Source organism: Streptomyces sp. NPDC096193 (assembly GCF_040302905.1).
Classification (GTDB): Bacteria; Actinomycetota; Actinomycetes; order Streptomycetales; family Streptomycetaceae; genus Streptomyces.
The window spans coordinates 1-23203 of the sequence record NZ_JBEOSJ010000032.1; the positions used below are offsets into that span (position 1 = coordinate 1).

At 69.5% G+C, this 23203-nt stretch carries 19 protein-coding genes and 1 tRNA gene; 9 read left to right on the forward strand and 11 right to left on the reverse strand.

Translation table 11 applies throughout. The features are described from left to right. Positions 1-211: 211 nt before the first annotated feature. The 6 genes from ABTX78_RS31820 to sp36 form a co-directional block, all read right to left on the reverse strand. Entirely contained in the window at positions 212-1096 is an 885-nt protein-coding gene (locus tag ABTX78_RS31820) for a prohibitin family protein (RefSeq protein ID WP_352210251.1), read from the reverse strand. A 190-nt stretch (positions 1097-1286) separates the two neighbouring features. Further along, positions 1287-2117: an MBL fold metallo-hydrolase gene (locus ABTX78_RS31825; RefSeq protein WP_352210252.1), complete on the reverse strand. Its 831-nt coding sequence runs from the start codon at positions 2115-2117 to the stop codon at positions 1287-1289. Further along, positions 2114-2977: an NUDIX hydrolase gene (locus tag ABTX78_RS31830; protein ID WP_352210253.1), complete on the reverse strand. Its 864-nt coding sequence runs from the start codon at positions 2975-2977 to the stop codon at positions 2114-2116. Before ABTX78_RS31830 ends, ABTX78_RS31825 begins: the two co-directional genes overlap by 4 nt. Before the next feature lie 396 nt (positions 2978-3373). Beyond that, positions 3374-5782: a PQQ-dependent sugar dehydrogenase gene (locus ABTX78_RS31835; protein WP_352210254.1), complete on the reverse strand. Its 2409-nt coding sequence runs from the start codon at positions 5780-5782 to the stop codon at positions 3374-3376. Positions 5783-6287: 505 nt separating this feature from the next. After that, positions 6288-6758, reverse strand: a complete 471-nt coding sequence (locus ABTX78_RS31840; RefSeq protein ID WP_352210255.1) for a RidA family protein — start codon at positions 6756-6758, stop codon at positions 6288-6290. Continuing rightward, positions 6755-6916: a Sp36 family protein gene (gene sp36 / locus ABTX78_RS31845; protein ID WP_005314434.1), complete on the reverse strand. Its 162-nt coding sequence runs from the start codon at positions 6914-6916 to the stop codon at positions 6755-6757. Before sp36 ends, ABTX78_RS31840 begins: the two co-directional genes overlap by 4 nt. Before the next feature lie 95 nt (positions 6917-7011). Here sp36 and bagA point away from each other — a divergent pair, with 95 nt between their 5' ends. Both bagA and bagB read left to right on the forward strand, forming a co-directional pair. Further along, a complete protein-coding gene (gene bagA / locus ABTX78_RS31850; RefSeq protein WP_352210256.1) occupies positions 7012-7974 on the forward strand; it encodes an ATPase BagA in 963 nt (320 codons plus the stop codon). After that, entirely contained in the window at positions 7971-9338 is a 1368-nt protein-coding gene (bagB, locus tag ABTX78_RS31855) for an ATPase BagB (RefSeq protein WP_352210257.1), read from the forward strand. Before bagA ends, bagB begins: the two co-directional genes overlap by 4 nt. Positions 9339-9484: 146 nt before the next feature. Here the strand turns inward: bagB and ABTX78_RS31860 are convergent, their stop codons facing one another. After that, the gene (locus ABTX78_RS31860; protein ID WP_327681873.1) at positions 9485-9829 is read right to left on the reverse strand and encodes a WhiB family transcriptional regulator; all 345 of its coding nucleotides are present in this window, start codon (positions 9827-9829) and stop codon (positions 9485-9487) included. 655 nt (positions 9830-10484) lie between these two features. On the opposite strand from ABTX78_RS31860, the gene ABTX78_RS31865 reads away from it, so the two are divergent. Further along, entirely contained in the window at positions 10485-12755 is a 2271-nt protein-coding gene (locus ABTX78_RS31865; protein ID WP_352210258.1) for a transglycosylase domain-containing protein, read from the forward strand. A 143-nt stretch (positions 12756-12898) separates the two neighbouring features. On the opposite strand, the gene ABTX78_RS31870 is transcribed toward ABTX78_RS31865, so the two are convergent. Continuing rightward, on the reverse strand, positions 12899-13363 hold the full coding sequence (locus tag ABTX78_RS31870; RefSeq protein ID WP_352210259.1) for a GatB/YqeY domain-containing protein: 465 nt from the start codon (positions 13361-13363) through the stop codon (positions 12899-12901). Between the two features lie 498 nt (positions 13364-13861). Here ABTX78_RS31870 and mptB point away from each other — a divergent pair, with 498 nt between their 5' ends. From mptB to ABTX78_RS31890, 4 genes are all read left to right on the forward strand, one after another. Continuing rightward, positions 13862-15397: a polyprenol phosphomannose-dependent alpha 1,6 mannosyltransferase MptB gene (gene mptB, locus ABTX78_RS31875; protein WP_352210260.1), complete on the forward strand. Its 1536-nt coding sequence runs from the start codon at positions 13862-13864 to the stop codon at positions 15395-15397. After that, positions 15394-16671: a glycosyltransferase 87 family protein gene (locus ABTX78_RS31880; protein WP_502994024.1), complete on the forward strand. Its 1278-nt coding sequence runs from the start codon at positions 15394-15396 to the stop codon at positions 16669-16671. Before mptB ends, ABTX78_RS31880 begins: the two co-directional genes overlap by 4 nt. Beyond that, positions 16644-17585, forward strand: coding sequence for a metallophosphoesterase (locus ABTX78_RS31885; protein ID WP_352210261.1), 942 nt, complete (start codon positions 16644-16646; stop codon positions 17583-17585). Before ABTX78_RS31880 ends, ABTX78_RS31885 begins: the two co-directional genes overlap by 28 nt. A gap of 160 nt (positions 17586-17745) precedes the next feature. After that, positions 17746-17819: transfer RNA gene (locus tag ABTX78_RS31890), tRNA-Pro, on the forward strand. A 128-nt stretch (positions 17820-17947) separates the two neighbouring features. Here ABTX78_RS31890 and ABTX78_RS31895 read toward each other — a convergent pair. Next, positions 17948-18451 carry a hypothetical protein gene (locus ABTX78_RS31895; protein WP_352210262.1) on the reverse strand — a complete coding sequence of 168 codons (504 nt, stop codon included), beginning with the start codon at positions 18449-18451 and terminating at the stop codon, positions 17948-17950. 202 nt (positions 18452-18653) lie between these two features. Here ABTX78_RS31895 and ABTX78_RS31900 point away from each other — a divergent pair, with 202 nt between their 5' ends. Then, complete coding sequence (locus ABTX78_RS31900) at positions 18654-20960, forward strand: LAETG motif-containing sortase-dependent surface protein (RefSeq protein ID WP_352210263.1); 2307 nt, start codon at positions 18654-18656, stop codon at positions 20958-20960. A gap of 375 nt (positions 20961-21335) precedes the next feature. On the opposite strand, the gene ABTX78_RS31905 is transcribed toward ABTX78_RS31900, so the two are convergent. Together ABTX78_RS31905 and ABTX78_RS31910 are read right to left on the reverse strand one after the other, a co-directional pair. Next, complete coding sequence (locus ABTX78_RS31905) at positions 21336-21767, reverse strand: SRPBCC family protein (protein ID WP_352210264.1); 432 nt, start codon at positions 21765-21767, stop codon at positions 21336-21338. 126 nt (positions 21768-21893) lie between these two features. Further along, positions 21894-22256: an ArsR/SmtB family transcription factor gene (locus tag ABTX78_RS31910; protein WP_352210265.1), complete on the reverse strand. Its 363-nt coding sequence runs from the start codon at positions 22254-22256 to the stop codon at positions 21894-21896. Between the two features lie 145 nt (positions 22257-22401). Between ABTX78_RS31910 and ABTX78_RS31915 the strand changes: the two genes are divergently transcribed. Beyond that, on the forward strand, positions 22402-22977 hold the full coding sequence (locus tag ABTX78_RS31915) for a TerD family protein (RefSeq protein WP_313945043.1): 576 nt from the start codon (positions 22402-22404) through the stop codon (positions 22975-22977). Positions 22978-23203: the final 226 nt, after the last annotated feature.

A 23203-nucleotide genomic window follows, 5' to 3' on the forward strand; every position in this document is an offset into this window, starting at 1 on the left:
CCACAAGCGGAAAGATCCACGTTGTCGCAGCCACCCCGGGCCAGACGACAACACGCGGGGGCGGCCCTTCGCGTACGTCGGTCCCGCGCGATCCGGTGCACGGGCCCGCGCTATGCGCTTGGCCGGCTCCGGGCGCACGGGGCGGCGGCCCTGCGGGTGCCGTCGCCCGCCTTCGAACCGGGGCGGACCTGTACGTCCGCTCCCGGCCCCGTCAGTTCTTCGTACCGTCCACGATCAGCGGATTGCCCGTCCCGCCGCCGCACGGCACGGCGTACACCGGGTGCTTGGCCGCCGCGTCCTTGAACGCGTCGATGCACTGGTTCATCAGGACCTTGTCGCTGAGCGAGTTGTTGAGAATCTTGTTGGCCTGGGCGATGCCCTCGGCCTCGATCCTGCGGCGCTCGGCCTCCGCCTTCGCCGTACGGGCCGCCTCGGTGGCCCGCTCGGTGGCCTGTTGCTGCTGGATCTTGCGGTCGATCTGGTCCTGAAGCCGGTCGGAGGGCTTCACATTGCGCAGATTGACCGTGGTGACGTCGATGCCGCGCGGGGCCAGCCGCTCCTTGATCAGGTCGCCGATCTCGGTGTTGATCTGCTCGCGGGCGGAGGTGTAGCCCTCCTCGCTGGTGTGCCGGGCGAAGACGTTGCGGATGATCTCCCGGCTGTCCGGGAAGACCAGCCGCTGCTGGATGGAGTCCTCGCTGCCGGCCAGCCGGTACAGCTCGACGGCCTCGGCCGGGGTCACCGCCCACTTCACGGTGAGTTCCACGTACATCACGCCGCCCTGCGAGGACCGCACCTCGACGACGTCCTTGTCGGAGAGATTGAGGTCGACGGGACGGGTCGAGAAGGTGGTGACGTCGGTGAACGGCGAGGTGATGTTCAGCCCCGATGTCATCGGCGAACCGACCTTGCCGAAGGTGACCGGGACGCCCACCTCGTAGGCGCTGACGACGTGCACACAGCTCGCTGTGCCCGCGAACAGGCCGGCCAGGAGCGCCCCCAGCGCGCCGAGCCTGAGCCCGGTGCGGTCCTGGCTGCGGCCGACGAAGAACAGGACGGCGGCAGCGATGACGAGCAGCACGAAAAGCACGAACACGTCGGTTCCCCCCAGGAAACGAATGTCAGAAGTAGGCGGAGCGTAAGACACAGGTCAACGCCTCCGACGCCTGGGGGCACGTCGGCGGTTTCCGTTCAGGGGCGCGAGTGCCGCGGGCCGCCCGGATCAGGCCGGGGACGCGAGTGCGCAGGGCCACCGGATCAGGCCGGGGACGTGAGTACGCCAGCCGTCAGATCAGGCCGTGTTCGCGCAGGTACTCCAGCTGTGCGCGCACCGACAGCTCGGCCGCCGGCCACAGGGACCGGTCGACGTCCGCGTACACGTGCGCCACCACCTCGGCGGGGGTTCGGTGGCCGTTCTCGACCGCCGTCTCCACCTGGGCGAGCCGGTGGGCGCGGTGGGCCAGATAGAACTCGACGACCCCCTGGGCGTCGTCCAGGACCGGACCGTGGCCCGGCAGAACGGTGTGCACCCCGTCGTCGACGGTCAGGGACCGTAGCCGGCGCAGCGAGTCGAGATAGTCGCCGAGCCGTCCGTCGGGATGGGCCACCACCGTCGTGCCACGCCCGAGGACCGTGTCCCCGGTCAGCACGGCTCGGTCGGCCGGCAGATGGAAGCAGAGCGAGTCCGCGGTGTGCCCGGGAGCGGCGACGACCAGCATCTCCAGGCCGCCGACGCGGATGACGTTCCCCGGCGTCAGCCCCTCGTCGCCGAGCCGCAGGGCCGGGTCGAGCGCCCGGACCTTCGTGCCCGTCAGCTCGGCGAAGCGTCCGGCACCCTCGGCGTGGTCGGGATGGCCGTGGGTGAGGAGGGTCAGCGCGACGCGCTTGCCGGCCTTCTCCGCGGTGTCGACGACATGCCTCAGGTGGGTGTCGTCGAGCGGTCCGGGGTCGATGACGACCGCGAGCTCGGAGTCCGGCTCGGAGACGATCCAGGTGTTCGTGCCGTCGAGCGTCATCGCGGAGGCGTTGGGCGCGAGGACGTTGACGGCCCGTGCGGTGGCGGGTCCGGAGAGCACACCGCCGCGAGGCTGCCCGGGCAGCGCGGCCGCGTCGGTCATCGTGGGCCTCCGGGAGCGATGCGCTTGGTGAACTCGCCGTGGCCGGGCCAGCTCAGCACCAGCTCGCCGTCCACCAGCTCCGCCGTCGCGAGGACGGGCGCCATGTCCTGCTGCCGTGCCGCCGCGAGGGCGTCGGCGGCGCTGCCGCACCGCTCCAGGGCACGCAGGGTCGACACGGTCGGCGGCATCATCAGCAGCTCGCCTCGGTCGTAGCCCGCCGCCGCCTCGGCGGGCCGGATCCAGACCGTGCGGTCCGCCTCCGTCGACGCGTTCCGGGTCCGCTGCCCCTCGGGCAGGGCGGCCACGAAGAACCAGGTGTCGTAGCGGCGCGGCTCGAACTCCGGGGTGATCCAGCGCGCCCACGCGGCCAGGAGATCGGAGCGCAGCACCAGGCCGCGCCGGTCCAGGAAGTCCGCGAAGGACAGCTCACGGTCGACCAGCGCCTGCCGGTCCATCTCCCAGTCGTCGCCCGTGGTGTCGCTGACGACGGTGTCCGGGGTGCGGCCGGCGAGCAGCACGCCCGCCTCCTCGTACGTCTCCCTGACCGCGGCGCACACGACGGCCTGCGCGGAGGCCTCGTCGAGACCGAGCCGGCCGGCCCAGTCCCGCAGCGAGGGACCCGTCCAGCGGACCGGCCGTGAGTCGCGTGCGTCGACGCCGCCACCCGGATAGGCGTACGCGCCGCCGGCGAAGGCCATGGAGACGCGTCGGCGCAGCATGTGCACGGCAGGGCCGTCGTCCCCGTCCCGCAGCAGCATGACGGTCGCGGCCCGTTTCGGCGGCACGACGGTGAGCTCACCGCTCGCGAGCGCGCGAATGCGGTCCGGCCACTCCGGCGGGTACCACTGACCATTGGGCATGGGCGGATGCTATGCGTTCGCGCGCGGATGTTCGAGGGGCGGCCGGTCATCACCGGCCGCCCTCGCCCCCGCCCGCAGGTGTCCGGGTTGTCCAGGTCCCTGCGTTCGAGTTGCCGCGCAACTTCACGTCGCCGTGCTCGCGATCTTGATCGCCGCCTCGATCCGGGCCGCCGACGAGCCGGAGCTGCGTCCCGGCACGGTCGCCGACTCACCGCGTACAGCGTGACGGTGTACGGATGGGTGGAGCGCTGTCCGCGACATCCGCGGACACGACCGCATGGCTTCCGGCCGCGCCCGCGCCCAGGCCGGCGGCGACGGGTCCTGGCCCGCCGTCCCGCCACCGGCCCGGGTGAACCGGGCCAGGAACGGTCGCGTCATCGTGGAACGCGCCGCTGGTCAGCTCGAAGGCACCGGGCTGCGGCGCCCGCCCGAGTACACGATGTCGATCAGCAGAATCCGGTCGTTGTTGCTGGTGCCGTCCTTGTCGGTCGACGTGGTGAGCCAGATGTCGCCGTCGTGGTCGACCTCGACCGTGCGCAGCCGGTTGTAGGTGCTCTGGAAGTACGTCTTCTGCTCGATCAGATTCGACGAGGCATCGATCCGCAGGCGGTAGACGCGCTGTCCGACGGTCGTGGCGACGAAGACGTGGTCGTTGATGATCGTCAGCCCGCTGGGAGAGGCCTGGTTGGTCGGCCATGTCTTCTTGGGGGCGGTGAAGCCGGTGCAACTTCCGCTCGTGCCCTCACAGTCGGGCCAGCCGTAGTTACCGCCCCGCTGGATGAGGTTGACCTCGTCCATGTTGCTGTTGCCGAACTCGGCCTGCCACAGACGGCCCTTGGAGTCGAAGTCCAGGCCCTGCGGATTGCGGTGGCCCATCGACCAGACGGCGTTGCCGAAGGGGTTGTCCGACGGAATGCTGCCGTCCTGGTTGATGCGCAGGATCTTGCCGTTGAGCGAGTTCTTGTCCTGCGCCCGGCTGCTGCTCTGGGCATCGCCCATGGAGGCGTAGAGCTTGCCGTCCGGGCCGAAGCGCAGCCGGCCGCCGTTGTGGAAACGGCTCTCCTCCATGCCGCCGAGCAGCACGGTGTAACCGCTGAGCGCGTTGTTCTCCAGCTTCATGCGCGCGATGCGGTTGCCGTCGGTCGAGGTGTGCAGGAAGTACACGAAGTGGTCGGTCGCGAAGGTCGGGCTGACCTCGACGCCCATCAGGCCACCCTCACCGCCGGTGGTCTGCGAGTTGGGGACCTTGCCGAGCAGGGTCTTCTGGCCCGACTTGGTGAGCCGGTGGACGTTGAAGGTGTTGCGCTCGGTGAAGATGCCCGCGCCGTCCGGCAGGAACGCGAGTCCCCAGGCCACGTCCACGCCCGAGGCGAGGGTGGAGACGGCGCCCGGGTCGGGGACGCCACCGGGCTGGGTGCCGGCGGTGGAGACGGTGATCTCCGGACCGAACGCGGACTTGTTGCCCTTGAGGTCGAAGGCCCTGACCTTGAACCGGTACGCGGTGTTGGCGGCCAGACCGGCGACGGTGGTCGAGGTGGAGTCGGCGGTGCCGGCGAGCGCGCCGTCGCGGTGGATCTCGTACCCGGTGACCTTCACATTGTCCGTGGAGGCGTTCCATGCGAGGTCGACGCTGCTCGCGGTGCGGCCGGTGGAGCGCAGGTTGCCGGGGACGCTGGGCGCCTCGCCGTCCGGCGGGGCGGGCAGTGTCGCGATGGTGACGGCATTGCCGGCGACCGAGACGTTCGCGGCGGCGTCCCGGGCGAAGACTGTCCAGTCGTACGTGGTCTCCGGGTCGAGGCCGTCCACGGTGGCGGCCAGGGTGTTCCCGTCGACCTGCTTCATCAGCTGGCCGTGCTGGTAGATGTCGTAGCCCACGACGCCGACGTTGTCGGTGGAGGCGTTCCAGGCCAGCGAGACGGTGGAGGCCGTGGGCTCCTTGTCCTTGCGCAGATCGCCGGGCGAACTCGGCTTCTCGGTGTCGGCGGGGCCGCTCGCGGTGACGGTGAGCTTGTCCAGGTTGGGCCCGTCGTCGGCGGCGGTGGTGGCACGGACCGTGTTGCTGCCGGCCTTGAGGTTCGCGGTGGCGGTCGCCGTCTTCCAGGTGGTCCAGGCGCCCGTGCCGGGGAAGGCGAGGTTGTCCGCGACGGAGGTGCCGTTGACCGTGACGTCGAGGGGCCGGTCGGTCGCGGTGCCGTTGGCGTAACGGAAGTCGAGCCGGGCGGCCGACGCCTGCGCCGAGTCGACGGTGAACTCGACGTACGCGCCCGTCACGGCCTGGTAGTTGACGAAGCCGGTGCCGGAATGGCCGGCGTGATTGGACTCGACGGCGCCCTGGGAGATCGTCCCGGCCTCCGCCTCGTGGTCAGTGCCCGCGGGGCCGTCGGCCGGTGTGACGTCGATGTAGTCGAGGTTCGGGCCGCCCTCCGGTGCTGTGGCCGTCGCCCGGACGGTGTTGGCGCCCGCCTTCAGGGTCACCGTGGTGGTCACGGCGGACCAGGTGGTCCAGGCGCCGGTGGGCTGGAAGGCGAGGCTGGTGGGGGCGGCGCCGTTGACGGAGATGTCCAGCGGGCGGTTCCCGGTGGTGCCGTTGGCGAAACCGAGGGCCAGGGTGGCGCTCCCGGCGGTGGGGGCGTTCACCGTGAACTCCACGAAGCCGCCGGCGACGTTGGTGTAGTTGACGAAGCCGGTGCCGGAGTGACCGGCGTGGTTGGACTCGGCCAGGCCCTGCGAGATGGTCCCGGACTCGGCCTCGTACCGGACGGGGTCGGCCTCGACGCTCCCTGGCCGCGCCGCGGAGCCGGTCACGGGCTGGGCGGTGCTCGGGGCCGGCAGGGCCACGGTTAACGCTGCTGTGGCCGCGGCCACGAGGACGCCGATCGCGCTGCGCGATCGGCGGCGGGGGGTTGGTGCCACGGATCCTCCCACGTTCAGATCGTTAGGAAACGTTCCTAACCGTGAACAGGGCACACCCGTCGACGCGTTCACGTCAAGAGCGGTGCACGCGTTTACCCCACATGGGTCAGGCCCCGGCCCCCCGACGAACGGCGGGCGCGGGGCCATCTGCGCGCTGTCCGGCGGTTCAGTCCCGGAGGGGGCGCCGGTACGCGTGAAGCGTGCGGGAAGTGGAGGCGTACGGAAACGGGCGGCGTACGGAAACGGGAGGCGCGACGGACGTGGAGCCGGAGCGGGCGGCCTGCGGGAGCGTGAAGGGCCCGGGAGACCTCATCCGGGCCGCAGGCGGCCGGCTCCCGGACCTCGGTCCCCGGCCTCAGCTTCCCGTCCTCGGCTCCCGGACCGCGGCTCCCCGGCCTCAGCTCTGGAGAAGCTCCACCTGGAGCTCGACCTCGACCGGCGCGTCCAGCGGCAGCACCGCGACGCCCACCGCGCTGCGCGCGTGCACGCCCTTGTCGCCGAACACCTCGCCCAGCAGCTCGCTCGCGCCGTTCAGCACGGCGGGCTGGCCGGTGAAGTCCGCGGCGGAGGCCACGAAGCCGACCACCTTCACCACACGGGCGACCCGGTCCAGATCGCCGACGACGGACTTCACGGCCGCCAGGGCGTTCAGGGCGCAGATGCGCGCGAGCTGCTTGGCCTCCTCGGGGGTGACCTCACCGCCCACCTTGCCGGTGACCGGGAGCTTCCCGTCGACCATCGGCAGCTGGCCGGCGGTGTAGACGTACGCACCCGTGATCACGGCCGGCTGGTAGGCGGCCAGCGGCGGCACGACGTCCGGGAGCGTCAGGCCGAGCTCCGCCAGGCGCGCCTCGACGACGCCCGTCATGAACTCTTCTCCCGCTTCAGGTACGCCACGAGCTGCTCGGGGTTGTTCGGTCCGGGAACGACCTGGACGAGCTCCCACCCGTCCTCGCCCCAGGTGTCCAGAATCTGCTTGGTCGCGTGCACGAGAAGGGGCACGGTCGCGTATTCCCACTTGGTCATGGGCCGACTGTAGCCGCACCCGGCCCTCACCCCGTGACGCAGCCCGCACACCGCCTCGTGCGTAGCCCGGGGCCTTACTGGTTAGGCTCGAATACGTGAGCAGGCTCCAGGTCGTCAGCGGCAAGGGCGGTACCGGTAAGACGACGGTCGCCGCCGCCCTCGCGCTCGCCCTCGCGACGGAGGGAAAGCGGACCCTCCTCGTCGAGGTGGAGGGCAGGCAGGGCATCGCGCAACTTTTCGAGACGGAGGCGCTTCCGTACGAGGAACGGAAGATCGCCGTCGCATCCGGCGGTGGGGAGGTGTACGCCCTGGCCATCGACGCCGAGCGCGCCCTCCTCGACTACCTCCAGATGTTCTACAAACTCGGCAGCGCCGGACGCGCCCTCAAAAAGCTCGGCGCGATCGACTTCGCCACCACCATCGCCCCCGGGGTACGGGACGTCCTGCTGACCGGCAAGGCCTGCGAGGCCGTGCGCCGCAGGACGAAGCAGGGTGATTACACCTACGACTACGTGGTGATGGACGCCCCGCCCACCGGACGCATCACCCGCTTCCTCAACGTGAACGACGAGGTGGCGGGCCTCGCGAAGTTCGGCCCGATACACAATCAGGCCCAGGCCGTCATGCGGGTGCTGAAGTCCCCCGAGACGGCGGTCCACCTGGTGACCCTGCTCGAGGAGATGCCGGTCCAGGAGACCGCGGACGGCGTCGCCGAGCTGCGCGCCGCCGAGCTGCCCGTCGGCCGGGTGATCGTGAACATGGTGCGCCCGCACCTCCTCGACGAGGAAGCGGTCCGCCATGCGGCGGACGACCGGCGCGCGGAGATCGCCAGGACCCTCACGGCGGCCGGTGTGAGCGGCGGTACGACACTCGTCGCCCCCCTGCTGGAACAGGCGGCCGACCACGCGCAGCGCGTCGAGCTGGAGCGCGAGCAGCGGTCCCTGCTGGGCGGCCTGGGACTGCCCTCGTACGAACTCCCCCTGCTCAGCGAAGGGGTCGACCTCGCCGGGCTCTACCGACTGTCGAAGGAACTGCGGAAGCAAGGGATCGGCTCATGACCCTGGACGCGTCGGCGCCTCTCGAAGTCGACCCGCTCATCGACGATCCGGCCACCCGCATCATCGTGTGCTGCGGCTCGGGCGGTGTCGGCAAGACGACCACCGCCGCGGCCCTCGGCGTACGCGCGGCGGAGCGTGGCCGGCGGGTCGTCGTCCTCACCATCGACCCGGCGCGCAGGCTCGCCCAGTCCATGGGCATCGACTCCCTGGACAACGTGCCGCGCCGGGTGAAGGGCATCGACGACACCGCCGGCGGCGAACTGCACGCCATGATGCTCGACATGAAGCGGACCTTCGACGAGATCGTCGAGGCGCACGCGGACTCCGAGCGCGCCCGGGCGATCCTGGAGAACCCCTTCTACCAGTCCCTGTCGGCCGGTTTCGCCGGTACGCAGGAGTACATGGCGATGGAGAAGCTGGGCCAGCTGCGTGCCCGCGAGGACTGGGACCTCATCGTCGTCGACACCCCGCCCTCCCGTTCCGCGCTCGACTTCCTGGACGCGCCGAAGCGGCTCGGGTCGTTCCTGGACGGCAAGTTCATCAAGCTGCTGATGGCTCCGGCGAAGATGGGCGGCCGGGCGGGGATGAAGTTCCTCAATGTCGGCATGTCGATGATGACCGGGACGCTGGGCAAGCTGCTGGGGGGTCAGCTGCTGCGCGACGTGCAGACGTTCGTGGCCGCGATGGACACGATGTTCGGGGGTTTCCGCACCCGGGCCGATGCCACCTACCGGCTCCTTCAGGCACCCGGGACCGCCTTCCTCGTGGTGGCGGCACCCGAGCGGGACGCCCTGCGGGAGGCCGCGTACTTCGTGGAGCGGCTGGCCGCGGAGGAGATGCCGCTGGCGGGTCTGGTTCTCAACCGGGTCCACGAGAGCGGCGCCGCCCGGCTGTCGGCCGAGCGGGCGCTTGCCGCCGCAGAAAATCTTGACGAGGGTCGCATTGTGGATCAGACGTCCGGGAAGACTGGTGTTCGTGACGCCACGGGCGCCTCCCCCGAATCCCCGTCCGTGAACCACTCTCCCGAGAATCGCGACCCCGCGGAGCACACCGACCCGACGGAACACGCCGGCGCCCCGGACGGTGCCGACCCCGCAGAACAGTCCGGATCCGCGGACCCCACCGGCTCCACCGGTTCCGACCAGCACACCGCCGATCAGCTGACAGCCGGATTGCTGCGCCTGCACGCCGAACGGATGCAGGTCCTCGCGCGTGAACAGCGAACGCGCGACCGCTTCACAGCACTCCACCCCGAGGTGGCGGTGACGCAGGTCGCCGCCCTGCCCGGCGATGTCCACGACCTCGCAGGGCTGCGGGCCATCGGCGACCGGCTCGCGACCGGAGGTGCCGCCGGAGCTCGGTGAACGGCGGCGGGCGTCCCGCCGCCGCGGTGGCTGTCCCACCTCGGCTGTCTCCGTGGTGGCTGTCCCACCTCGGCACATCCAACAGCGGCTGTCTCACCGCGGTTGTCCCAATGCGGCTGTCCCGCCGCGCGCTTATCCCTCAGCGGTTATCCCGCCGCCGCGTACGTCTCGTACGTCTCGTCGTCGTCGAGGCCCACGGGCAGGATGCCCGCGCTGCGCTCGTACTCGGTGCGAGCGGTCTCGAGCAGTCTGCGCCAGGACGTGACCGTTGGTCGTCGGCGCAGTAGTGCACGCCGCTCCCGTTCGGTCATTCCGCCCCACACGCCGAACTCCACGCGGTTGTCGAGCGCATCGGCCAGGCACTCGGTCCGCACCGGACATCCGGTGCACACCGCCTTGGCCCTGTTCTGCGCTGCCCCTTGTACGAACAGTTCATCCGGATCGGTAGTGCGGCAGGCTGCCTGCGCACTCCAGTCGGTTACCCAGCCCATGCCGGCGCCGTCCTCTCCCGAATCGAGGCTCCCCCACGGCGGCAGCGGCATATTCACCGCTGCCAGTTGAGGACGTTACGGAAGGTGGGCACAGCGCAACACCCCCTTCGGGCCCAATCTTGAATGGCCCGAACGGACTATGCGTACGCGGCAGATCACCCAGGGGAGTGAGCTGGGGGCATACGTGATCATCCCGGGCAAACCGGGGTATTCCAGGGGAGTCACAACGGGCGCCGAATGACGCATGAGGTGGAATCGGACACGGACTATCAGATTCCGGTACTGCGGGATTCTGAGGAGGACTTGATGTGAGACCACACTGTTGTGACAGTTGAGAGCAGCTTAGGCCAAGGCCTGTCCGCGTGTCCGGTGAATGACAACGGAGGCAGCGGAGGTTGCTGTGCCGTCACGTTCCGGGCAGACGCTGCGTTCGCCGCGCGATCGTGGAGCCGGGCAGCGGTGATCCTGGCAGTGATGGAACCTGGCAGCGGTGGAACCCGGCAGTGATGGAGCCGAACCGATCATGCGGTCGACGAGGCCGCACCGGTGCGGCTCGTGCCGGTCCCCCGTAGCGGATGTCACGGTCTGGTACGCGTACGCCCCCGGAAGCCCCTGCTCCTACGGAACACCCGTACCAACGGATTAGGCTGCCCTCATGCCAAAGAAGCGCTCGGGCGGAGGTCTGACCGGGACCCAGCAGGCCGCCAAGTTCCTCGGTGTCAGTGTGCTCGCGGGAGCGGTGCTGGCGGGCATCGCCCTGCCCGCCGCCGGAGCGCTGGGACTTGCGGCCAAGGGAACGGTCAAGGGTTTCGACGAGATCCCCGCCAATCTGAAGACTCCCCCGCTCAGCCAGCGCACCACGATCCTGGACGCGAAGGGCGGCCAGATCGCCACGGTGTACTCGCGTGACCGCACGGTCGTGTCGCTCAAGGACATCTCGCCGTACATGCAGAAGGCGATCGTCGCCATCGAGGACTCGCGCTTCTACGAGCACGGCGCGATCGACCTCAAGGGTGTCCTGCGCGCGCTCAACCGCAACGCCCAGTCCGGCGGGGTCGCCCAGGGCGCTTCGACGCTGACCCAGCAGTACGTGAAGAACGTCTTCGTGGAGGAGGCCGGCGACGACCCCGACAAGGTCGCCCAGGCCACCCAGCAGACGATCGGCCGCAAGATCCAGGAACTGAAGTACGCGATCCAGGTCGAGGAAGAGCTCGGCAAGAAGAAGATCCTGGAGAACTATCTCAACATCACCTTCTTCGGCCAGCAGGCGTACGGCATCGAGGCCGCCTCGCAGCGCTACTTCTCCAAGCAGGCCAAGGACCTGCAGCTGGAGGAGGCGGCGATGCTCGCGGGCATCGTGCAGTCCCCCAGCCGCTACGACCCGGTCAACGACGCGGAAGAGGCGACCAAGCGCCGCAACACCGTGCTCCAGCGCATGGCCGAGGTGCACGACATCTCGCAGAGCGAGGCGGACCGGGCGAAGGCCATCCCGGTCAAGCTCAAGGTCAGCAAGCCGAAGAACGGCTGCATCACCGCCGTCAGCGGCGCCGGCTTCTTCTGTGACTACGTACGCGAGGTCTTCCTGTCCGACCCGGTCTTCGGCAAGACCAAGGAGGCCCGGGCCAAGGTCTGGAACCAGGGCGGCCTCACCATCCGGACGACTCTGGACCCGCGCGCCCAGCAGTCGACGCAGGAGTCGATCAAGGACCACGTCTACCAGACGGACGACGTCGCCACCGCCGTGACGATGGTCCAGCCCGGCACGGGCAAGATCCTCGCGATGGGCCAGTCGCGGCCGTACGGCTTCGACAAGCACGAGACGCAGATCAACTACTCGGTCGACCAGAAGATGGGCGGCTCGAACTTCGGCTTCCCGGTCGGTTCGACCTTCAAGCCGTTCGTGGCGGCCGCGGCCCTGGAGCAGGGCAAGCCGCCGACGCAGTCGTACCCGGCGCCGTTCAAGATGCCGTACCCCGACTCGATCCCCACGTGCACCGACAAGCCGTGGCGTAACCAGGGCTTCAACCTGGAGAACGAGAACGAGTCCGAGGTCGGCCCGTACGCGCTCAAGGAAGCGATGGCGAAGTCGGTCAACACCTACTTCGTGCAGATGATAGGAGACATCGGGCTCTGCCCCGTCGTGGAGATGACCGACAAGCTCGGTGTCGTCCAGGGCAACGGAGCGAAGCTGCCGGTGTCGCCGTCGCCGCTCACCCTGGGCTCGACCGGTATCTCCCCGCTGGTGATGGCGAGCGCGTACGCGACCTTCGCCAACCGTGGCACCTATTGCACGCCGACCGCGATCGAGTCGATCCGCACGGCCGACAACAAGAGCCTGGAGGTGCCCAAGAGCACCTGCGAGAAGGCGATGACCGAGCGGACGGCTGACACGATCAACGAGCTGCTGCGCGGTGTGATCGACTCCGGTACGGGCCAGGAAGCCGGCCTGCAGAGCCGCGACAACGCGGGCAAGACCGGTACGACGGACGAGCGGCGCAACGCCTGGTTCGTCGGCTACACGCCGAACCTCTCCGGAGCCGTCTGGGTCGGCAGCCCGAGCCAGCAGGTGAAGATGGAGAACATCCGCATCGGCGGCACCACGTACGGCAAGGTCTTCGGCGGTCAGGTCCCCGGACCGATCTGGCGGGACGCGATGACGGGTGCGCTGGACGGGCAGGAAGCACCGCCGTTCAACAGAGTGCCGATCCCGGACGCGCCGAAGGCGCCGGAGAAGCCCGGCAAGCCGGACGACAAGCCCGGCGACCAGCGCGGCCAGGGCAACGGCGGCGGCGGGGACGGCGGGAACGGCGGGCAGAATCCCTTCCCCGGTATCTCACTCCCGCCGGACCTGATCGGCGGCGGCAACAACCGCGGTCAGGGGAACGGCGGGAGCAACGGGAACGGCGGCGGAGGCAACTTCCCGTAGACGTCGCTCGCATCACTGCTCCATGGCTCCATGGCTCCATGGCTCCATGGCTCCATGGCTCCATGGCTCCATGGCTCCATGGCTCCATGGGAGAGGGGCCCGGCGCATGCGCCGGGCCCCTCTTCCATTTCACCTGCGATGCCTCAGCCCGCGAGCAGCTGCTTCACCACGGCGGCGACCCGGCCGCCCTCGGCGCGGCCCGCCACCTTCGGGTTCACGATCTTCATGACGGCACCCATCGCCCGCGGCCCCTCGGCACCGGCGGCCTTCGCCTCGTCGACGGCCTGCGTCACGATCTGCGCGAGCTCGTCGTCGCTCAGCTGCTTCGGCAGGTAGGCGTCGAGAAGAACGCCCTCGGCCTTCTCCCGCTCGGCCTGCTCGGCACGGCCACCCTGCGCGAAGGCGTCGGCGGCCTCGCGGCGCTTCTTCGCCTCCTTGGCGATCACCTTCTGCACCTCGTCGTCGGAGAGTTCACGGGCCGTCTTGCCCGAGACCTCCTCCTTGGTGATGGCGGAGAGGGTCAGCCGGAGAGTGGAGGAGCGCAGTTCGTCGCGCGCCCGGATCGCCGCGGTGAGGTCTTCCTGCAGCTTGGACTTGAGCGTGGTCATACGGACAAGTGTGGCAGGTGCCACGAAGTCCGCGCCCGCGCATTTCCCGGACCCTCGTCAGCAACACTCCGACAGCTTTTCGCCAAGTCCGCGTTCATACAGCAACTCCCCGCGCTGATCGGCGTGGTGGTCGGTGCGCTGGGTTCGTATGTGCCATCACGCGCGGGGCATCAGGCTCCCTTACGCCGCGAGCAGGACGCCCGCCGGGAGTAGCGGGCCACGGTTTCCGGGTTCGCTGTCGTACGGGTGTGGTGTCGTACGGGTTTGCCGCCGTACGGGTTGCCGGGCTTCAGGTTTGCCGCCGTACGGGGTTGTCGTCGTACGGGTTTGCCGTCGTCGTGACGGTCGCCCTACTGAGTTCACCCGGCCGATGTCTTGGCGGGCCGCCGTACCCGGACGCCGTACCCCCGTTCGCCGTCATACGGCCGACACACTGCGGCCGCTCCGCGGCGAGGACACCGTCGCTTCTCGGACACCGCCCGTTGGCACTCTGATCGAATGCCGCTCGTCCCCGCCCCCCTCGACACCCGCCGCTGCCAACTCCTCGGACTGGTCGGCTCGGCGGCGCTCGCCGCGGGGGGTGTGACCGCCGGCGCGCTGCCCGTACGCGACGTCCTCGCGCCGGAGTCGGGCCGCGCCGCGATCGGGCTCGTCGGGGCGTACTTCGGGCTCGTCCTGCTGGTCGCCGCCTGGGCGATGCTGGGGCGGGCGGTGCGCGGGCCCCAGCCGCCCGACCGCCGGACCCTGCTGCTCACTCTCGGCCTGTGGGCCGCACCGCTCCTGCTCACACCGCCGCTGTTCAGCCGTGACGTCTACAGCTACCTCGCCCAGGGCGCGATGGTCGACGCCCAGATAGACGTGTACACCCACGGGCCCTCCCGGCTCGGCGGTCCGCTGAACGACGAGGTGGCGCCGCTGTGGCAGCACACCCCGACTCCGTACGGGCCGCTGTTCCTCGCCTGCGCGACGGTGATCAACGACCTCTCGCACACCGAGGTGTCCGCCGGCGTGATCGGTATGCGCCTCGTGGCGCTGCTGGGGGTCGCGGGGATGGTCTTCTGTCTGCCGGTACTGGCCCGCCACTGCGGCGCCGACCCCGCCACAGCGATCTGGCTCGGCGCGCTCAACCCGCTCGTCCTCCTCCACCTCGTCGGCGGCGCGCACAACGACGCGATCATGCTCGGGCTGCTGGGCGCCGGCCTCGTGGCCGCCCTGGGCAGATGGCCCGTACTCGCGGTCGTCCTGGTCACGCTGGCCGCCCTGGTCAAAGCGCCCGCAGCGATGGGGCTGCTCGCCGTCGCGCTCCTGTGGGCGAGACAGCTCGGCAGCAGTGCGCCACCGGCTCGTGCGTCACGGATTCGTCTGCCATCGGTACGTCTACCGTCGGTGCGCCTGGAATCGGTACGTCTGCCGTCGGTTCTCACGCCCCCGGTCCGTGCGCCACGGCTCACCGCCACGCTCGCCGTGCTCGGGATCAGCGCCGCCACCACGGCCGCGACAACCGCCGTCACCGGCACCGGTTACGGATGGATCGGCGCGCTCGACACCCCGGTCTCCCCGCAGAACTGGTCGATCACCTCCTCGCTGGGGCGAGTGACCGGCGCCCTGCTGGAGAGCGCGGGCAGCGGACTCGCGCAATTCGCCACTCCTGCATGGCACTTGGCGGGTCTCGCCGCCACGGCTCTCGCGATACTGCTCGCCTGGCACCGCCACCATCTGCGCCGACCGGTCTACGCCCTCGGCCTCAGCCTGACCGCCGTGGCCGTGCTCGGACCGGCGATCCGGCCCTGGTACGTGCTGTGGGGGCTGTTCCTGATAGCCGCGGCCGGCCCCGGCCGGTCCGTACGCCGGGCGGTAGCCGCCGCGAGCGCGGTCCTCGCCCTGGCCGTACTGCCCAACGGGTTCGCACCCCAGGGCCCGCAGGTGGCGCTCGCGACCTTCGGCGGCGTGCTCGCGGTGCTGACGCTGTGGTGCGCCCACCGCGTCGCGCAGCGCACCGCCTCCCGTACCGACGCCCTGGGGAGCACCGCATGACACTCGTCCAGCAGAGAACCAGCGGCATCAAGTGGCCCACGAGCACCCGCGGCCGGGTGTTGCTGGTGGCCGGTCTGGCAACGGCCGTGGCGCTGTTCCTCGCCACCGTGCCGCTGCACCGCGACTGGTTCGACCTCGGCGTCTACTACGGCACGGTCGAACACTGGAGAGACAGCGGCAGTATCTACGACTACCTGGTGCCGGGGACGCACTACGGCTTCACCTATCCCCCGTTCGCCGCCGTGTGCATGCTCCCGATGACCCTGGTCGCCTGGCCCGGCGCGGTCGCGCTCAGCGTGCTCGGCAACATCGCGGCCGGGCTCGTCGTCCTGTACTGGTGCGCCGGCGCGCTCGTACGCCGCCAGGGCTGGAGCGGCTGGTACACCTTCGCCGTCGCGTTCTGCCTGTTCGCCCTGCTGGAACCGGTCCGCGACACCTTCAGCTTCGGCCAGGTCAATCTGCTGCTGCTGGCGCTCGTGCTCACGGATGCCTGGCTGCTCTCGACGGGCCGCGCCCGCTACGCGGGTCTCGGCATCGGGCTGGCCGCCGCGATCAAACTCACCCCCGCCGTCTTCATCGGCTACCTCCTCATCACCCGCCGCTGGCGCGCGGCCGCCACCGCGACCGGCGTCGCCGCCGCCGCCACGCTCCTCGCCCTGTGGATCGCACCCGACGCCTCGCGTGTGTACTGGACCGAGGCGATGTGGAACACCGACCGCGTCGGCTCGCTCGCGTACGTCTCCAACCAGTCCTGGCAGGGCGTTCTCGCCCGGCTCTCGGCACCGGACGACCCCAGCCGCGCGGTGTGGGCGATCGGTGTCGTGGTGATCCTCGCGGTCTGGGCCCGCCGGTCCACCCGCGCGGCCGCCGCCGGGAACGAACTCGCCGGTTTCGCCCTGACCGGCCTCACCGCCTGCCTGATCAGCCCGGTGACCTGGGTGCACCATCTGGTGTGGGTGTTCCCGGCCCTCGCCGTACTGGTCACCGCGGGCCTCGATCACGACCGGGACAACCCGCGGCGTCGCCGACTGCTGCGCCGGGCCGCCGTGATCTACGTGGTGCTGTGCAGCAGCGTCGTCTGGCTGTGGAGCTGGGACGCCACCGGCATAGACGGGTTCATCGGCAGCAACACGTACGTCTGGATATCGCTGGGCCTGCTGCTGACGCTGCCGGTGCGGGGAGTGACGGCCGAGGTACCCACCGCCCACCCGTCTCTGCGACCGGCAGGATCTGCCACCATGGGCAGATGCGCGCACGATACGGGATCCCCCTGAAAATCACGGCAGGAATCGCGGCGGTCGGTGCGGCCGGCATCGCCTACGCGGCGGGCTTCGAGGCCCGGTCCTTCCGTCTCCGACGACTCACGGTCCCCGTCCTGCCGAAGGGCATGCGGCCCCTGCGCGTCCTTCAGGTCTCCGACATCCACATGGTGAGCGGCCAGCACAAGAAGCGCGCCTGGCTCCAGTCGCTGGCGGGCCTCCGTCCGGACTTCGTCGTCAACACGGGCGACAACCTCTCGGACCCCCAGGGCGTCCCGGAGGTCCTGGACGCGCTCGGCCCGCTGATGGACTTCCCGGGCGTCTACGTCTTCGGCTCCAACGACTACTACGGCCCCACCCTCCGCAACCCGGTCCGCTACCTCTTCGAGAAGGCCCAGGGCCGGCACGGCCTCAACGGCAACCCGCCGGCGGTCGGCGTGGTGCACAACCCGTGGGAGGACCTGCGGGACGCGTTCGACACGGCGGGGTGGGTGGGTCTGAGCAACAGCCGCGGCCGCCTCAAGCTGGAGGGCTTCGAGCTGGCGTTCACCGGCCTGGACGACCCGCACATCAAGCGCGACCGCTACGAGAGGGTCGCGGGCGGCCCGGAGAAGGACGCGGACCTCTCCCTGGCGATCGTGCACGCCCCGTACCTGCGCACCCTGGACGCGTTCACGGCGGACGGCTACCCCCTGATCCTGGCGGGCCACACGCACGGCGGCCAGGTGTGCATCCCCTTCTACGGCGCTCTGGTCACGAACTGCGACCTGGACACGGACCGCGTGAAGGGCCTGTCCACCCACGAATCGTCGGGCAACACCTCTTTCCTCCACGTCTCGGCGGGCTGCGGCGCGAGCCGCTACACCCCGGTGCGCTTCGCATGCCCGCCGGAGGCGACGCTGCTGACGCTGGTGGAGCGGGAGGACTAGCCGCCGAGCACCCGAGGGCGGCCCTGGCCGGCCGGCCTCCGCCCTGCGGCCGGGCCCGTGTGGCGGGCCCGGTCACGTGGGCGGAGGCCGGGAAAACCGGATTTCGTCTGGGAGCGCGGGTGGGCTAAAGTAATCGATGTCGCCGCGACGCCGGTGACATCGGGGTGTAGCGCAGCTTGGCAGCGCGCTTCGTTCGGGACGAAGAGGTCGTGGGTTCAAATCCCGCCACCCCGACAGTTAAACACCAGGTCAGGGCCTGATCCATTCAATGGATCAGGCCCTGACGGCTTTCTGGATTGCCCAGCGAGACTCGGGCTGACCGACCGGCCCTCTTTCAGGGCGGGTGGAGGCGACCCCGACCACTATTGCTGCGGTGTGTGGATGTCCAAGTCGGCGACCAGACTCCCGCCACCACCGTCGAGGATTCCGCACAGGCGGTTGACCGGCGTGTACAGGGGTCTTGCGTCGGATTCGATGCCGTCTTCGTCCTCGAAGTCGAAGAGCCGGTCGAACGGCACGGTGACGAACGGCCACACGGCCGGGTCCGCGCCCGCCGAGTCGGGGTGGAACTGCCACTGGGTGCCGCACGTGCGGTTGTGGACCTCACCCACGTACCAGGAAGCCGTCTGGAGGAAGTCGCTGCCGCGTTCGTCCCATGCCTGGTCGCTGCTGGTGTAGCGGGAGCGAACCAGGGCCTCGATGCGCTCCAGCGAGGCGGGGGTGAAGTCCCAGTCCCCGTCGTACCGCTGGGCCCATGCGGGGAACTCCTGCTGCTGGATCCGAAGCCAGGCGTCCAGGACGGGATTGCCGGCGCGTATGCGGTCCAGCTCGGCCAGCTCCTGGTATTCCTCGTCGGTCATCTCCATACCGGCCGACCCTACCCGGCACCCGTGACAGGGCAGCGGCGGCTCGTACGACACGTCCTCAATTGGCTTGCGTGCAAGCGGAGTTCTGGTACTAGGCTGCCGCACTGACGGTGTCATGTCACGGGGGCTCACACCGCTCACACACATGTCCCCAAGCCCCCGCAGGTGAGGGACAAAGCACGTGAAATTCATACGTTTACGCGTGAGGGCACGCCTGGCGTCCGCCGTCGCGGTCGCCGCAGCGGCAACTCTCACGTTCACCGGCCTTCCGGGCCTGACCTCCAGCGCAGATGCCGCACCGGGGAAGCCACCGAACCCGGGCATGCTCTGCCGCGACTACTTCAAACTCGCGGAAGACCTCGTTGCCATCGTCGAGATGCCCGATGGCGATGCGTCGCGAGCGAAGTCCCAGTGGGACACGTACGACTACGAAAATCCGGGCAAGCAGTGGGACGGCCTCAAGGCGCCGTCCGAGGCGGACTACAAGCGCCTGGAGCTGGAGGCCAAGGAGCCTCCGAAGTCCCGGCCGGTCGACCGGGTCTGGTGGAAGTGGATCCGGGCCAGCAAGAAGAACCCGAACGCGTACGGGGACTTCACCTACTGGCGCGACATCATCCTGATCAAGAATGCCGGGAACGACCCGCGCGGCAAGGCCTTCGAGAAGAAGATCATCAAGGAGCACGGTCTCGTCGGTGACGACTGGATCTGCCAGAAGGAGTTCGACTACACCGACCCCGACACCGGCAAGACTCACCGGCGTCAGGCGGACGCGTGGAACAAGAGGACCGGACAGGCTCTGGAGATCAAGTCCAACGGGCATCCGGATCCGAAGCAGAAGCCGGGTGACATCGCCTGGTCGAAGCAGAGGGAATCCCCGGTCAAGTCGCTGAAGTACGTCTTCGCCGAGCCGCAGGAGAAGTCCGCCAAGGACCACCTGAACGAGCTGAGGAAGAACGCTCCGGGCAAGGTCACCGAGTACAACTACCGCTCTCGTAAAGTTGAGTTGGCCCCGGGCGGCGGCGTACGGGACACGTCGACCACCATGCAGCCCCCGGGATCCAAGGGGGTGACCGGCGGCGGCGCACAGGATCTGATCCGTGAGTCGCGGCCGACCCCGAAGGACATGAAGGAGTTCCTGGACCGCAAGAACGCGGCCGACCCCAATCGGCTCCAGCCCAAGGGGCCCGGTGGGGTGGACTTCACCACCCTGGACCTGCGGTACATCGGCAAGCCGGTCAAGGGCAAGGGCGTCGACTACAGCTTCTCCGCCAAGGAGGTCGCCGAGGACACCGCCGGCTGGGGAGGCAAGGAGAAGGCACAGCTCATCAACGACGCGTTCTTCACCTGGCTCGCCCTGAGCCCGGAGAAGTTCTGGGTCAACCTCAACCCGGACCAGCCCGACAAGATCATGGACAGCGCGTTCGGGAAGACCGACGCCGGACGAGTCCTGCTGGAAGCCGACCTGGAGCTGAAGAGGGACTTCGCTGATGCGATGAACCCGAAGAAGCGTCCGGAGGCCGACCAGTACTGGAAGTCGCTGCCCCGCAACGCCGAGGGCGTCCCTTGCTGGTTCCAGGTCCGCAACTGGATCGAGCCGGGCACCGCGGTCGTCCGGGAGGAAAACGGTGGGATCCACATCCTGGACACGCCGCTGAAGGTCAAGGCCCAGTACCTGAAGATCGACAACATGCCGGGCGACCCGTACCTGTGCGAGTTCAACGAGGCCGAGAAGAAGGCCACCGAGGACCGCATGAACCGGCTGATCATGCCCGAGGTCGAAAGGCGCGTGAACAATGACCCGCGCTACGCCGATCTGCGCCGCACCTACACGGCGCGTGTAGCGGCGGAGTTCATCCGCCAGCAGGATGCCAAGGCGCCCACCGACTACCGCAAGGTCATCAACAGCAACGACGTCTCCTCGTGGCCGCTGCGCGGCGAGAACAAGGACTGGACGCGGGAGAGCGTGTACCAGGCCTACCTGAAGTCGCTGCGTGAGGGCGAACAGGAGTGGGAGCACGACGCAGGCGGCGGCCCGTACACCATGAGCGTGGGCGGCGTCGACTTCTCCAAGCAGCCCAAGCAGAACATGACCAAGGTCCGCTTCGAGGCCGAGCACCGTTACCTTCCTCGCGAGACGAAGTCATCGGTGCGCACGCTGGCGGACAATGCCAAGGACGGTGACGCGAACCTTCTGCTCCTGGGCGGCAACACCGTCTCCTCGGACATCTCCGGCGGTGACGACACTCCGGGGCCGAAGCCGACTCCGACGCCGACCGAGCCGGGTGATCCGGGCAAGCCGGGTGACCCGACGGACAAGCCCACCAGCCCCGCCACCCCGCCGGCCACCGGCAACAACGGCGGCACGGGCGGGAAGGACCCGCAAGGCGACCTCGCCGACACGGGCTCCAGCACGCCGGTCGGACTGATCGCGGGAATCGCCGCGGCGCTCGCGGCCGTCGGTGGCGGCCTGGTGTGGTGGAAGCGCCGCCGCACCACCGGCCAGGAGTAGCAGGAGCAGTTGGCCACGGCGCACGCATGACTTCGGCCCCGCACCCCAGGACTGGGTGCGGGGCCGAAGCGGTCCACCCGCACCCGTGCTGGACGATCCGCACCCGTCACCACGTCAGTCCAACGCCGGCTTCCGCACCTCCGCCCACGGTGCGCCGTCCTCCGTCAGGCCCGGCGGCGCGATGGAGATGCCGGCAGCGCGGCTGCACGCGTGCGGCCCGCGGTGGACCTACCGAGTTCGCGAGGAAGTTGACTATGTGTTCGGCGTGTCAACTGCGCGGACTCCGGTGCGCTGTTCCGGGTTGATCAGGCCGTCGTCGCCCGGTGGGGTACGTGATCCTCCGGCGCGTGGCCCCGCACTGCCATGGCCGTCGTGTCACACCCCCGACTCGCAGCGCGCCTTCAGGCTGCGCAGCTCCGTCTCCATGTAACGGCGCGTCAGCGATGCCGTGAACAGACCGACCAGTCCGGCCAGAGGACCTCGCTGATCGAGGGCGAGTGTCACCTCGACGGGCGCGCCGTGAGTAGCAGGGACGCTCAGTGCGTGGCCGGCCTTGGTGGTGACGCCAGGGACATGGGACACCCAGGTGAACGATGCGTGCCGGTGCATTCGGGTGACCTCCCAGTCCGCGACCCTCAGCTGGGGCTGTTTGATGCGCACCTTGCTGCCGACCGCGAACTCGCCCCGGTCCAGACGGTGCAGGGTGGTCACCGTCGGCGTCCAGTCCGGCCAGCGTTCGACGTCCGTCATCACCGACCAGATCCGGTCGGGGGTGGCGTTGATCGGCAAGGACGTCGAATACTTCACGGCCGAGCCATACCCAGGCCGGACCGCGAGCACGCCGACACGTCGGTGTGTGTCAGGTGTTCGCCGTTGACCGCCAACCGCCCAGCTGACCGATCTTTGTCGGGCGCGTGGCGCGGTACGACTCGGTTATCCGTTGTTTCTCTGTCCGGCAGCCAGACCGCTTCCGCGGCGCTCACGCCTGCCGCGCGCCGGCTCGGTGCCGAGCGCGTCCAGTCGCTGTCCCCAGAAGCCACGGAACCGGTCCAGCCACTCGTCCACCTCACACAGCGGCCCGGCGTCGACGCTGTAGAGCCGTCGGGCGCCCTCGGCCCGTACGGAGGCGAAGCCCGCTTCCCTCAGCACCCGCAAATGCTGCGAGACGGCGGGCTGGGAAATCATGAACTCCTTCTGGATTACCGCGCCGACCGTGCCCGACGGCTGCTCCCCCTCGGCCAGGAGCTCCAGGATCCGGCGCCGTACGGGGTCCCCCAGAACATCGAATGCGTGCACGTCATCCGCCTTGCAGCCGTCGCTTATATAAGTCAAAGCTTATGCGAAGTTTGGGGAACCGACACCCCTGGTCGCTCGTTGCCCTCGTGGGCAAAGGAATCGTCAAGAGAGGCGCGGCCCGCGCCGGATTGCGCAGGGGATTTCCATGGGTGTCAGCCTGTCCAAGGGCGGCAATGTCTCGCTCAGCAAGGAGGCCCCGGGCCTGTCTGCGGTAGTCGTGGGCCTCGGCTGGGACGTACGCAGCACGACCGGCACGGACTTCGACCTGGACGCCAGCGCGCTGCTGGTGGACGCCAACGGCAAGGTGCTCACCGACTCGCACTTCGTCTTCTTCAACAACCTGAAGAGCCCGGACGGCTCCGTCGAGCACACCGGTGACAACCTCACCGGCGAGGGCGAGGGCGACGACGAGCAGATCAAGGTCAACCTGGCCGGCGTGCCCGCCGAGGTCGACAAGATCGTGTTCCCGGTCTCGATCCACGAGGGCGAGAGCCGCCAGCAGTCCTTCGGCCAGGTGCGTAACGCGTTCATCCGCGTGATCAACCAGGCCGGCGGCGCCGAGCTCGCGCGCTATGACCTGAGCGAGGACGCCTCGACCGAGACCGCGATGGTCTTCGGCGAGCTGTACCGCAACGGCGCGGAGTGGAAGTTCCGCGCGGTCGGTCAGGGCTACGCCTCCGGCCTGCGCGGCATCGCGCAGGACTTCGGCGTCAACATCTGAGCCTGAGCCGAACAGCGCCGCGGCTCCGCGGCAACTGCACGAGCCGAGGGCCCGATTCCCCACGCGGGGGTCGGGCCCTCGTCGTATGCCCGAGTGCCGCTTGTCGTACCTCCCAGGGGCTTTCGTGGTACGCCCGAGGGCTTTCGTCGCACGGCGGCGGTCCTCGTCGCCCGTCCCATCCCCGCGGTACGGCAGCGGCCCTCGTCCCATGTCCCCGGGGCTCCTC

Coding starts and splice junctions, on each gene's coding strand:
- ABTX78_RS31825 (WP_352210252.1), bottom strand. CDS start 2,117: ATGACCGACGCGGCCGCGCTGCCCGGGCAGCCTCGCGGCGGTGTGCTC.
- ABTX78_RS31830 (WP_352210253.1), bottom strand. CDS start 2,977: ATGCCCAATGGTCAGTGGTACCCGCCGGAGTGGCCGGACCGCATTCGC.
- ABTX78_RS31840 (WP_352210255.1), bottom strand. CDS start 6,758: ATGACGGGCGTCGTCGAGGCGCGCCTGGCGGAGCTCGGCCTGACGCTC.
- sp36 (WP_005314434.1), bottom strand. CDS start 6,916: ATGACCAAGTGGGAATACGCGACCGTGCCCCTTCTCGTGCACGCGACC.
- bagB (WP_352210257.1), top strand. CDS start 7,971: ATGACCCTGGACGCGTCGGCGCCTCTCGAAGTCGACCCGCTCATCGAC.
- ABTX78_RS31860 (WP_327681873.1), bottom strand. CDS start 9,829: ATGGGCTGGGTAACCGACTGGAGTGCGCAGGCAGCCTGCCGCACTACC.
- ABTX78_RS31865 (WP_352210258.1), top strand. CDS start 10,485: ATGCCAAAGAAGCGCTCGGGCGGAGGTCTGACCGGGACCCAGCAGGCC.
- ABTX78_RS31870 (WP_352210259.1), bottom strand. CDS start 13,363: ATGACCACGCTCAAGTCCAAGCTGCAGGAAGACCTCACCGCGGCGATC.
- mptB (WP_352210260.1), top strand. CDS start 13,862: ATGCCGCTCGTCCCCGCCCCCCTCGACACCCGCCGCTGCCAACTCCTC.
- ABTX78_RS31880 (WP_502994024.1), top strand. CDS start 15,394: ATGACACTCGTCCAGCAGAGAACCAGCGGCATCAAGTGGCCCACGAGC.
- ABTX78_RS31885 (WP_352210261.1), top strand. CDS start 16,644: ATGCGCGCACGATACGGGATCCCCCTGAAAATCACGGCAGGAATCGCG.
- ABTX78_RS31895 (WP_352210262.1), bottom strand. CDS start 18,451: ATGGAGATGACCGACGAGGAATACCAGGAGCTGGCCGAGCTGGACCGC.
- ABTX78_RS31915 (WP_313945043.1), top strand. CDS start 22,402: ATGGGTGTCAGCCTGTCCAAGGGCGGCAATGTCTCGCTCAGCAAGGAG.